Below are 12,252 nucleotides of genomic sequence, written 5' to 3' on the forward strand. Positions count from 1 at the left end.
GGCCGATCGCCCTCGCCCTCGCCCTCGCCCTCACCCTCACCCTCACCCTCACCCTCGCCCTCACCCTCACCCTCGCCCTCACCCTCGCCCTCGCCCTCGCCCTCACCCTCACCCTCACCCTCGCCCTCGCCCTCGCCCTCGCCCTCGCCCTCACCCTCGCCCTCGCCTTCACCTTCGCCTTCGCCTCCTGTCACGTCGATGGACACATTCGCGGAATCCTGGCCGCCGGAGCCGTCCGTGGCGATATAGGAAAAGGTCTCTTCCCCGGCGAATCCTAGCGGCGGTGTATAAGTCACCGTCGTTCCCCCGCTTTCAATTTCGAGCGTACCTGCGAGTCCCGATGTGTCGATGGAGAGTATCGCGAGCGTGTCGCCGTCCAAGTCTTCATCATTGGAAAGAAGGCCGAGCACGTTACCGATACTATTGGCGGCCACGAAATACACATCGTCAATTGAAACCGGAGGGTCGTTTACCGGCTGGACTTGCACGATCAAGGCAACCGAATCCTCTGCACCGTTCCCGTCGGAGACGCTTACCACGAAGCCATCGTCACCGTAGAAGTTTAACGCCGGCTGGTAGGCAACATCGATCGTCTCTCCGGCGGCGTCGCAGCTTGCGGTACCATGTGCCGCTCCAGACCCGATAGACCATGACAGAGAGTCTCCATCAATATCGGTCGCGCTGAGCGTCAACACGAAGGCCTGCGGAACGCCATCCTCATCCATCGTCACGGTGCGCGCGTCGTCGCCAGCGATTTCTGGAACGCTATTCGGGGACCGGTGAAATCGCATGAACGCCTCGGTCTCTCCTTCGACCAGCGAGGGATCGGACGCGTTTGACGCGTCGTCCTCCCCCTCCCAGACCACGAGGTAGGTGTTTTGGGTCTCTCCATAGGACACAAAAGCCCGAAAGACACGATACTTCGCCCGCTCCGCCGCATTGGCTTCCGCGTCGTCCCCCATATCGCTCAGGCGGATTTCATCGTCGCCCGGCGCCATCGCCTCGCCGGCGCCGATCTGCCGACCGAAGACTTCGAACTCATTTGTAACGAGTGGCGGTGTGTCGTCCTCGGCGTTCCACACGACCATGAACTCTTCGTCTCGATTGTTAAAGGTCAATCGGGGTTCGTTGACGAATTCCGCCCCACGGGCGACCGGGTCGGCCTCCGCGTCATCGCCCATGAAACTGATTCGAACGTCGTTGTCGCCCACCTCCGCACCATTCGAGGCATTGATACGCTGCCCGAAGACCTCGTGTTCGCCGTCCACGAGGGGCGGTGTGTCATCCTCGCCACGCCATACCACGAGGTACTCGTTGTTGACGGAATCCCAGGCCACGTCGGGTTCCCAGGCCCGATAGGCGTTGTCCCCGTCGGTGGAACCCAGGTCGCTGATCCGAAAATCGTTTTCCCCGACTTCCGCGCCGGTACCAGCGACTATTCGCTGGCCAAAGATCTCGAATTCGTCATCCGCCAGGCTTCCGCGATCATCATCGGACTGCCAGACGACCAGGAATTCGCCGTCGATCTCATTGCAGGCCACACGCGGCGCCACCGCATCGTAGCGAGCCCGAATCGTGCTGTTGGACTCCAGATCGTCGCCCATGGTACTGATCCGGAAGTCGTCTTCCCCCACTTCCGCCCCCGTGGCCCCGTTCAATCGCTGGCCGAAAATCTCAAACTCGCCATCGACCAGCGGCGCACGACTATCATCGGCCGACCACACCACGAGATACACGTTGGCGCTCCCGCAATAGGCCACCGCCACATTCTGCACATTGTAGCCATTCGCCCCGCTACCGCCCGCCGCACTGATCCGAAAATCGTTGGGGCCTACAGGTTGACCGGTCTCTCCATCGATACGCTGGCCAAATACTTCAGTTTCTCCGGACACCAGTGGAGCGGTGTCGTCCTGACCCACCCAGACAACGAGAAACTCATTTTCCGTTGGGTTATAGACCACCTGTTGCTCGACGATACCGAAATCATCGCGAACAGTGGGCGAGGCTTCCGCATCGTTACCCATGTCGCTGATTCTGAAATCAGTCGCGCCGATTTCCTGCCCTGTTGCGGCGTCGATGCGCTGGCCGAAGAGCTCCCGTTCCCCTTCCACCAGCGGCGCCGTATTGTCCTCACCCGCCCAGACAATTAGAAACTCATCTTCAATGCTGTTGTAAGCCGCCCGCACCTCAAAAACGGCATAGGCGATTTCACCGTCGGGGCCCATATGGCTGATCCGGGTATCCGAAGTGACGTCGGCCCGGATAGAGAAGCACAACCCGATAAGTGAGAGGAGCACCCTGGCACTCGCCCAGCGATACTTCATCCGTGCCAAGCCGCCTACTATTGGAATCCGTGGAGAAGCGTACCGTTGCCCGCATTTCATAGCGTTCCCTTTCCGCCAAAACTGCCTTCGTGCGAACAGTGTAGAAAAGAAAAGACGGCCCGGGCAAATCGACCGCTGGGTCGATCCGGCCGGGCCGTTCAAATCAAAGGCGTGCGTGCGAACCCTCTGGGCGGGTTACTGCTGTTCCAGCCACCACGCCAGCAGGTCTTTCAGGGCCTGGGGCTCGTTCTGGGGAAGGCCGCCGCCGAAGACATCGGTCTTATTCAGGCCGTGGCAGTTCGTGCAGGCTCGAATCTCGCCGGGCTGGAAGGTCAGCCACATGCGCTCACGCACCGCCGCCGTGCCATCTTCCTCCGTCATCTGCCAGGAGAGGGCCCGACCGGCGGGAACCAGCGCGGCCATGGAGCCGTCGGCGCCCAGACGAACGGCGCCTTCCGGGGCCTCGGGCACGGGCGGGTTCTGGCTATCCTCCAGGGCGCGCGCGATAATGCGCCGTCCCTCGAATCGATAGCCGCGAAGCTGCTTCCCTTCGAAAAACTGCATCCAGGCGATCTCCTTCGGCGTGGCGCCTTCGGTAGCGGTCTGGTGTTCGCTGCCGGCTATTTTCAAGTCGACGTCCTGCTGTTCATCGCCACGAATGGTCACATCGCGGCTCACGACGAGGGCCAGATTGTTCTGCACCAGATACTCCTTGAGCGAAGCGACGCCTTCGGCTCCGCCAAGGGACTCCTCCAGCACCGTCTGCTCGATATCGGGTAGCGGGTGGGTGTCCAGAGAAGGGCGGGGACGTGGCGCTACTTCGACAGGCTGCAATTCCCACATCGGACCTGAGTAATTGAGTTGCCGATAGCTGGCGTTGTCGAAGTACGAGATCGTCTCGACAATTCCACCCGGATTCAGCCGGGCTCCCGGCACGCGCACGCCGCCCTCGCCTTCCACGAGTTCGCGGATAGCGAACTGAAAGCGACTGCTCGCCGTGTAGGGTTCGGGGTAACCCGGATCGTCCACGGTCGGCCGATCCGCCCGATAGGTGTCGGTGTGAACCGCCCACAATTCGCCGGTGCTGGTTGCCAGCGGATCGCGGAAGAGTCCCACATGACCGGCGGGTCGGGCTTCGTCATCACCGACATAGCTCGACGTGGCCTCATGGGTGATGTACTCGATCCGCATGTCGTCGGGGTTAATGTCCGGCGCCCCGCGCATCGCCACGATCTGGCCCGAGGCGTGGGTGCTGAATTCAGGCGCATTGGTGAAATAGTAGAGCCCCGGGTCGGTCGGGTCTTCGTCAATGTGCATGATGTTGTTGATGCGCAGCGTCTCGAAGGCGTAGGCCTCCGGCAGATAGCTGCGGGCACTGCCAATGTAACGAGAAAGCTCCAGACGGCCGATATGGTTCAAGGTCTCCATGCCCGTCCCGTCCTGCTTCATCATCCAGGGGAAAAAGACGTTGAACGTATGACCGTTCTCCGTCTCCTGCATATCGTCCCAAAGGGGGTCGGGACCGTCCTCGCCATAGAGGCCGCGCTGCTCGGGAAATACTTCGTCGCCGGGGGCCAGCGCGTGGGAGGCGTCGCCTTCTTCGGACTCATAGGTCACGACCTCGTATGAGGTGCCCTCACCGCGGATCAAATTGTAAATATCCGCATCAGCCTGCTGATCGCGCTGCAGGTGATCCCAGCGCGTGAACAGAATGCGACCGAAACTGTCCACAATCGGCTCGAAGTCACCCGAAGGTGAGTGATCGAAGAGTCGAAGGTTGGAGCCGTCCGCATCCATGCACCACAACCCCGAAACCGTCGGCGCGGACTCGTACTCGTCCAATTGCGGGTAAAGCCGCTTGTCGCCGTTCCGCGGTCGGTCGCTCGTGAACACGATCCGATCGTCGGACGTGTAGCACGGTGCAATATTGTTGTAATCCTCGGGCTGCACCAGCTTACGGATGCTCGCGGTCTCGCCCTGACCAATCCCGCTTACTTCGTAGAGCTGAAAGTAGACGGGGTCGTTGTCGTTTTGAACCGTTCCGCCAATGACCATGGAGAAGAGGGCCTTTTCACCCTCCCAGTGCACTTCCGGATCGCGCACGGCTATATCCTTGCCCGCTTCCGTGCCAAAGCCCAGCTCTTCCGTCAGGTTGCGCAGGGTTCCATCCGGGTAGCGGACATAGAGATCGCCGCCACGCGGGGCCGACCCGGTATCTCCCTTGTGATTGCCAAAGGTGGAGCCGATGGTGGTGAAGTCCTGGAACTGGGGCGTCTGCGTGACGAACATGATCGTGGCTGCTGTGTCGACGGGCACCTCGCCTTCGCCTTCACCCTCGCCTTCACCCTCGCCTTCACCTTCGCCTTCACCTTCACCTTCACCTTCGCCTTCGCCTTCGCCTTCGCCCACAGGATCAGGGTCCGGGTCAATCAGAGGACAGCCCGAAGCGAAAAGGGCCATTCCCAGTGTGAGCAGCAACAACATCATGCTTTGTTTCAAAACACCCATCGTGAATCCTCCTCGATTACCGAACGTAGTTATGCCGCAAGTTGCGCAAAATAGCAAATGCACGCGACCCTAACTCGCGCATAGGGCGAGTACAACCCTATTCACAACAATCACTTAGACTCCAAGAGCGGAAAATTGGCCTCGTGCACACCAGCCGCAACTGTCAAGAATTTGTCACCCCTTCTTAGGCTCCAGTAACTGCCCACGCGGAACAATCAGGGTCATTCTCCACAGTTCTAGTGACTGTGCTGTCCGTGAAGCCGCGTTGCTCGCTTCGCGAGCTGGAAAGCTCCCGCTCCATAGCTCCGCGGCTCTGGCGATAAATCTTATTCTCGGCTCCCCGGCGTTTACCCAACCGCCTTGGAAGCCCCCGGCGCGAGTGCTATGATTGCCTGCGGGTCACTGCAACAATGACTGACGGAGTTCCATGCGCCATGAACGCTTCCCGAATCACAGCCCAGCTCTTGACAGCGGCGGTGTGCGTCTTTATCGTGTCCTTTCCGACGACGGACTGTTCCGCCGGAGAGTCCCTGCCGCGATTGAATCTACCCGACGAAAGGATCACGGAGGTCTATCGCGTAAACTGGGATAAGAACCTGCTCCCGGCGCAAGAGCCTTTGCCGCTGCCCGGAGCGCCCGCGCCGAAGCCGAACGAAGAACCCGAGCGACCCTGGCGCGTGGATCTGAATGGACATTACCCCGGTTGGTATCCCGGTGTGGACGTTAAGCATATGGCGGCGGCCTATCTGGCCTGTGAGAAGAATCTTCCCCTGGTGCTCCGCGCCTGGGACTTGACCGTCAGCCCCAAGTACCTGCTCAACGATGGCAGCGTGCGGCCAATGACCTTTCACGACAACCCCCACAGCGTGGTGCCCGAAACCACGCAGGACGGGAGTGTGGTCTACTATCCCCTTCGTCTCACGGCCAATATCGACACGCTGCTGCTGGGCGATATGATTTTTCGCTTTACTCAGGATCGGGCGTGGCTCACGAACAACCTGCCTGTCATGAGAAAAGTGGCCGGATTCATTGAGGCCTGGCTCGATCCCGAAGGGCTCCTCCACAGCGACTCCTACGATCTCGATCAGGTGTATCGGGAGATCGACGGGGTCGCCAACGCTTCCGCTATCCTCGCTTTTCGTCGCCTGGCCCAACTGGAAGCGGTCGCGGGCAACGAGAGCGAGAGCGAGCGATACCAGGCGCTTGCCGCTCAGATTGCGGCGGGTGTGGAGAAGCATTTCTGGAACGAATCGGGCAGCTACTACCTGGAGCATCTGGCCTACAACAATGTGGCTCAGGCAACGCGTCTGGGCAGCGTCAAGGCGGTCACTTCGGAGCTGGACGCCGCCCACCGCGCCGCTCTGGTCATCGACGGCATCCGCGGGACCGGGAGCGATGCCTTCGGCGCGGGTTCTGGTGCCGGCGGACAAAACGAATGGGCCGCCAGTGGTGAGACGACCGGCGCGTGGATTCAGATCGGGCTTTCCGAAGCGACCTCCGTGGACAGCATTATCCTCTTCAACCGCACGACGCCCGGAATCGCGAGGGGCGAGCGATTCGCCGAGGGTCGCCTCGAATTCAGTGATGGGTCCGCGCCTGTGACGGTGAGCTTCAACAATCTCGATGTCTCGCGGGCCATTGCGGCCTTCGAGCCCCGCACCGTGACGTGGATCAAGTTCACGGGTACAAAAATGCAGGGCGAAGGAGGGACCCATGCCGGACTCGCGGAGTTCATGATACTGCCGGCGGGAAAGCACTATCGTAGCTTTTCACGCGGCATGACGGACACCAATTTCGCTCTGGTGGCCTTCGACGCGGTCGAGTCAACGCGCTCCACGAATGTGTGGGATTACTTCAAGAAACACGAGTCCGCATTTTACGAAGTCGAGGGTCTCTTCGCGCCCACGTGGATCGCGGAGAAGACGGTCGAGTACGGCCCCGGCGATCTGAACAAGCGCGCCCCCCACAAGGATTGCGTCGCCATGGCGCGCACTTGGCGCTACGACGCGCTCATGCGCCATGCGATGGACGACGGCGAGGGTATCGTCAAGACCATCGGGTACGTGAACAACCTCATCGACCGGCCCTCCGGCGGTGGATCGGGCTTCTACGCCGAGCGCTACGGACTGGGACGTTTCCAGCCCGGCGACGAGGCGGAGGCCACGGTGCCGAAATATACGGAGTATCCGGCGGTATACAACTCCACGGTCGTGCAGCAGGCGCTGCTTGGGCTGGATGCGGATGCCTGGGGCGCGATTACGATTGCCCCCTGCGTGCCGGTGGCTTGGTATGAGAAAGGCTTTGGGGCCGAGGGTTGCGGGTTGCTGAAGGACCGCGATGTCGGCTTTCACTACAGCGCCGAGGAAGTCACCGGATGGGTCAGCGGCGCGCAAGGTGAGCAGAAGCTCCAGTTGCGGCTGCCGCCGGGATTGGCCGAGTCACGATGCAAGCTTGAATCCATGGGTAACGAGATCGCCTTTGATCGCGATGGAAACAACGTGCGTTTCACACTGTCGATTTCGGCGAATGGGAAGGCAGAGTTCGTGCTGCGTGACGCTGCAAAATGACCACTATCGCGACTCGGCTGAAAGACGCGTGAGCGCATCGGCTACGCGAACGGGGTAGTCAGTCTGGATGACGTCAATCCCCCACTTCACCGCCTGCTGATAGTCCGCCGCTGTCTCGTAGTCGTCCACGGAGTCGGAGAAGACCTTGATTCCGAGATCGTGGCAACGGCGAATCAGGTCCTCGGAAAGAATCTTCCAGGAAACATCGAAGCCATAAGGGCGCACGGATTGGTGGAGTGCCACAATCTGATTCGCGTCCGAAAGGGGGCACAATGCTCGTATTTCCGGGTTCACCGTCTTCAGCTTTATCAGGTATTCCGGTGACTGATAGACCACGGCGCTGTCAAGCAGATTGTGCTTCTTCAGTCCATCCGCCAGGGCTTCCGGTGTGATATCGTAGGCATCCACGTAAAGGCCGGTCTTGCCACCGAGCAACTCAAAGGTCTCTTCCAGCGTGGGGATCTTCAGCCCCGCAAAGGGCTTCCCAAAATCCCACGATGCTTCAAGCCCGGCCAGCGTCGCGGCATCCGTCTCCGCCACTTTCCCCTCGCCGTTGGTTGTCCGCCCAAGGTTCGGGTCATGCAATATGAAGAACCGCCCATCACTCGAGGTGCGGACGTCAAACTCCACGTAGTCGGCGGCGAGGCGGAGGGATTTCTCCATCGCGACAATGGTATTTTCCGGTGCGTAGTAATTCGCCGCACGATGATGGGAGATCTGAACGGGACGGTTCGGCAACGTGCTCCAGGAAAGGTGCATGATCACCTCCTCCGCACGATCGGTCTGAAACCAGTCCACGCCCGCATCGCGCATGCGTTGCCAAACCTCGGGCTGGTCCGCCTCGTCAAGCACTTTGGCCTGAACCTTGATGCCTCGCTTGTGAAAGGCTTCGCAGATCGCCTTCGTCACTTCATCCGCGTTCACTTCCACCGCGTCGGGGCGCCATTGCTCCACCCATCCTTCCGTGCCGTATTCCGGGTGCCATTTGGGCATGATGGGCACGCGGCCCTGGGAGCGCTCGCGAATCTGTGCGAGTTTCTCCGGTGCATCGAAAACCACGACCTGCTTTTCCATCCCCGCCGCCAGCACTTCGTCCGCGAGAAGGATTGGATCAACGTCCTTACAGTCCAGGTAGAGGTTCAATCGTCCCCGGCAGAGACTGAGGCCCTCGCCCAGCGTAAGGAGGCGCTCCCCGGCGAATCGCGCTGAGAACCAGCTACCGGCATCCAGCGCCTTCAACTCCGCGAGCGTCATTTTCTTGACGTCGCCTGTGCCATTGCTCTTGCCGTCCACCTGTTCATCGTGAAACAGGATGTGTTTCCCGTCGCTGGTCAGGCGAATATCCACTTCCGCCCACTCGAAGCCTTCTTCGATGCAACGCTCCAGCGCGGGGGCGGTATTTTCCGGGGCCTGAAGCATTGCGCCACGGTGCACCATGACCTGAAAAGCACGGGGTGGTTGGAGCGGTTCAAAGAATTCCGCGGCCGCGCCGCCCCCGGCAAGCAGAAACAAGGCCAAACCATAGTGAAACAGGCGAATCGAGATCAAAGAACGAACTCCCACCGTTGTGAACACAATCGGAATACATTGGCGTTATTCTGAAGAGAAGATTCACACCAATCAACCCAGTGGGCCTGCACGCTTTCAGAGAGACCCCACCGCAAACAAAAATGGCCGGAATCACTTATTTCAAATGATTCCGGCGCAGGATTTCAGTAATGGCGGAGAGAGAGGGATTCGAACCCTCGGTACGCTTTTGACGTACAACGCCTTAGCAGGGCGCCACCTTCGGCCTCTCGGTCATCTCTCCGTTGAGGCCCGCGGCACAACGTCCACGGAGAAAAGAAGATAGCATGTTTACGGTGGCTCACGCAAGTTTTGTGGAATAGCTGATCGGTCTTTTGTCGGCGTGTACCGGCTCATGATTCCGGGTTTCTCCCGCTCGGAGGGGCAAGACGACCGGCCCCGAGGTCCGACCCGATGCCAACCTTTACCCTCCGCCCGCGCGTTCGATAAACTACCCGAAAGCCCTGTAATTGGAAAGATTCCTTATGATATTTCCGGAAACACTCAACATCCTGCTGACACCCCTCTTCGAAGCCCTGCCGCTGGAGCGGGCCATGCCCGAGTTATGCCCCAGGCGGGGTGCGAACACGGCCCTGCTGTCCCTGGTCGAGACCGCAGTTCATCAGGCGCCGCTGCGCGCCAATCCCGCACTGCAGGCCGGGTTGTGGCTCTACGTGGACGAACTGGACCGTAGTCACACCATCAGCCAGGAATTGAAGAACGCGACCGGATCCTACTGGCACGGCATCATGCACCGCCGGGAAGGGGATTTCTCGAATAGCCACTATTGGTTTCACAAGACGGGTAAACACCCGGCCATGCTCCACTTGCCGGATTACGACGGGCATGGTCTCGTGGTCGCGGCGGAGGCGGCCTATCCCGGAAATCCATCTGACGTGGTGGCGCGACAGCGTGCGGAATGGGCCAACCTGTTCACCTGGTGCGCGTCCAGCCGTTAACGCACAACTCTTTGGGGCGCGCCCGTTTTCGCAATTAATAACACGCCACACCGCCTGAAGGGTGTATAATAGGAATCGGCCCTGGATGCGGCTACCTGTTCCGTAGAAGCCCCCGCCGGGGGAATGAAAAGCGTGCGGGATTTGTCTCTTCGGGTACAGATGGATCACGCAAATAGTAACTTACAACGAGGACTTACAAGCCATGCCTTCATGGTTTTCCAAAGTATTCAAGACCGAAGAAACACCCAAGTCTGTGACGGGCCACCAGACCATGGCGGCCGACTTCGACGACGAGGACGACGACGAGCCCATGCCAAAAACGCGGCGCGTCGTCCACGCACCCGTATCGTTTGGTGAAGATGCCGGCGCGGGGCGGGGTGACGAGATCGCCATCAAGGCCCGCAAGGAAGCCAACGTGCCCGCGTGCGTGCTCATGGTGAACCGCCCGCTGCTTCAGGGTCTTTCCTTCTGGGCGCCGGAGGCGGGAATCGCCTACGCCCATTCTCCGCTCGCGAGCGCCCTCTTCGATCTCGGCGGCGTGGGTTCGGTGTTGATTCACGACACGACCGTCACGGTGATGCGCGACGGAAGCGATTTCAGCCCCTGGGAAGAATTTGCGAAGCGGGTGGGCGAACAGATACGCGCCCATCTGAAAAGCGGCATTCCCGTTCTCGATCCGAGCTACCAGGAGAGCATTCCAGAGGAAGCTGAAATCCGCGAACGGCTCCAGCGCGTAATTGATGAGGAGATCAACCCCGGCATCGCCTCCCACTCCGGCGTCATCGTTTTGAACCGGGTTGTGGGCAACACCATCTATATCACCATGGGCGGCGGCTGCCAGGGCTGCGCCGCCTCCAGCATAACCCTGCGCTCGGGTGTGGAGGGCGCCTTCCGTAAGGAAGTGCCCCAGCTCGGCGCGGTGCTTGATGAAACCGACCACACCTCGGGTGTCAATCCCTTTTTCCGGGAGATGCCCGCGGGAATGGGAATGTAGCCATGCCGCGACTTGATACGTTTCAGATTACCTTGATTACCGGCAACGAAGGCCCCGGTGGCGTGCCCCGATACAGCATCAACGGCTTTCCGCTGGAGTTCGATGAATGCACGGGTGGCACCGCCCCCGGCGAAACACTGGAGGCGGTGGGCCATCCCCAGAGCTTCCCCCATACGCTGCTCCTCAGCGGACCGGAGGCGGGGAACTGGGAGATCGCCGGTGGCGAGATCGAATATCGTTGCGACGGCGAAGCCCCCTACACGGTGAAACTGGGCGCGGTAACCCTGGACGATCACGCGGACCTCAACCTCTGGTACGCGAGGCCCCCGAAGGTGTTTGACGTCTAGCCAGGAGAAAAGGAGACGCACCATGCTCGATGGCTGCGAAGTATTGGCCGCGAAGGAATGTGTTCCATGCAAGGGTGGGGTTCCACCCCTGGCCGGGCATGAGTTGCACACGTTTCTGGCCCAGCTTGGAAGCGACTGGCATCTGGTGGAAGAGCACCACCTGACGAAGCAGTATAAGTTCAAGAACTTCCAGGAAGCACTGGATTTCACCAATGCCGTTGGGTACATTGCCGAGGCGGAAAACCATCATCCCGACATCCTCCTGACCTGGGGCAAGGTTGAAGTCACGATCTGGACCCATAAAATCGATGGCCTGACCGAGAGCGATTTCGTGTTTGCCGCCAAGGTAGAAAAAGCGTACGAAGATGCCCTGTAGCGATGTTACCGAAGTAATCGAAGTGATCCTCGACGAGCAGGACCGGCTGAAGGAATATACGTTCCGGAAACGTACCTGCGGTCAGGGCGTGGGCTCGGGCAATCTACTTATGGGGGTACTGGGTGGAATGGCCGCGGAGGAATTGCTCGCCATGACGCCTGAATTCTTCCTGGAAACCTGGCCGGTGGAAGAGCCGCTGGAGGAGTTTCTCGGCCTGAAGCACCTGATTGCCGTTCAATCGGCGCTGGAAGTCCTTCTCGGGCGCGCCAGTGGTGGTCCCGGCGAGATGTGCGCGGCGGCTGAAATTGGTTGCGAGGGCAATGACACCGTCATCCTCGCGCGTATTTCCGTGGACCTGATCACAGAAAAAATCAAGTCATGCGGCAATTGCCGGGGCTGTGGCACGTCGAAAAAGGCAAAAAGAATGGTGGTCTTTAACTGACGGATTGTGCAAGACACATCCCGTGAATCACTAACCACCGGCAGAACCGGTGGTATGTGGAAGGCCCCCAAGAGGGGCCGCGGTGGATTGAATGTAAAGTCACGTTGGGTTTAGTCCCGCAGGGACGGCATATCGTAGCCCAGGTCGAAGACCCGCCGTGGTGGGCGCG

General features: G+C 60.1%; 9 protein-coding genes and 1 tRNA gene. 6 read left to right on the forward strand and 4 right to left on the reverse strand.

Annotated features, from left to right (window positions below):
- The coding region (locus JNK74_27825; GenBank protein MBL7650001.1) for a tandem-95 repeat protein at window positions 1-2,324 on the reverse strand (2,324 nt) is incomplete at its 3' end.
- 195 nt (window positions 2,325-2,519) lie between these two features.
- A complete protein-coding gene (locus JNK74_27830) occupies window positions 2,520-4,832 on the reverse strand; it encodes a hypothetical protein (protein ID MBL7650002.1) in 2,313 nt (770 codons plus the stop codon).
- 434 nt (window positions 4,833-5,266) lie between these two features.
- Between JNK74_27830 and JNK74_27835 the strand changes: the two genes are divergently transcribed.
- Complete coding sequence (locus tag JNK74_27835; GenBank protein ID MBL7650003.1) at window positions 5,267-7,399, forward strand: hypothetical protein; 2,133 nt, start codon at window positions 5,267-5,269, stop codon at window positions 7,397-7,399.
- A 3-nt stretch (window positions 7,400-7,402) separates the two neighbouring features.
- Here JNK74_27835 and JNK74_27840 read toward each other — a convergent pair whose 3' ends face one another.
- Both JNK74_27840 and JNK74_27845 read right to left on the reverse strand, forming a co-directional pair.
- Window positions 7,403-8,947, reverse strand: a complete 1,545-nt coding sequence (locus JNK74_27840; GenBank protein MBL7650004.1) for a glycerophosphodiester phosphodiesterase family protein — start codon at window positions 8,945-8,947, stop codon at window positions 7,403-7,405.
- A gap of 171 nt (window positions 8,948-9,118) precedes the next feature.
- Window positions 9,119-9,209 (reverse strand) — tRNA-Ser (locus tag JNK74_27845).
- A gap of 241 nt (window positions 9,210-9,450) precedes the next feature.
- Between JNK74_27845 and JNK74_27850 the strand changes: the two genes are divergently transcribed.
- The 5 genes from JNK74_27850 to JNK74_27870 all read left to right on the forward strand — a co-directional run bounded on the left by JNK74_27850 (window position 9,451) and on the right by JNK74_27870 (window position 12,083).
- Entirely contained in the window at window positions 9,451-9,924 is a 474-nt protein-coding gene (locus JNK74_27850) for a hypothetical protein (GenBank protein MBL7650005.1), read from the forward strand.
- A gap of 202 nt (window positions 9,925-10,126) precedes the next feature.
- A complete protein-coding gene (locus JNK74_27855) occupies window positions 10,127-10,918 on the forward strand; it encodes a NifU family protein (GenBank protein ID MBL7650006.1) in 792 nt (263 codons plus the stop codon).
- 2 nt (window positions 10,919-10,920) lie between these two features.
- Entirely contained in the window at window positions 10,921-11,265 is a 345-nt protein-coding gene (locus tag JNK74_27860) for a hypothetical protein (protein ID MBL7650007.1), read from the forward strand.
- 22 nt (window positions 11,266-11,287) lie between these two features.
- Window positions 11,288-11,641, forward strand: coding sequence for a 4a-hydroxytetrahydrobiopterin dehydratase (locus tag JNK74_27865; protein MBL7650008.1), 354 nt, complete (start codon window positions 11,288-11,290; stop codon window positions 11,639-11,641).
- The gene (locus tag JNK74_27870) at window positions 11,631-12,083 is read left to right on the forward strand and encodes a hypothetical protein (GenBank protein MBL7650009.1); all 453 of its coding nucleotides are present in this window, start codon (window positions 11,631-11,633) and stop codon (window positions 12,081-12,083) included. The genes JNK74_27865 and JNK74_27870 overlap by 11 nt, the downstream gene beginning before the upstream one ends.
- Window positions 12,084-12,252 lie beyond the last annotated feature (169 nt).

Source organism: Candidatus Hydrogenedentota bacterium (assembly GCA_016791475.1).
Taxonomy (GTDB): domain Bacteria; phylum Hydrogenedentota; class Hydrogenedentia; order Hydrogenedentales; family JAEUWI01; genus JAEUWI01.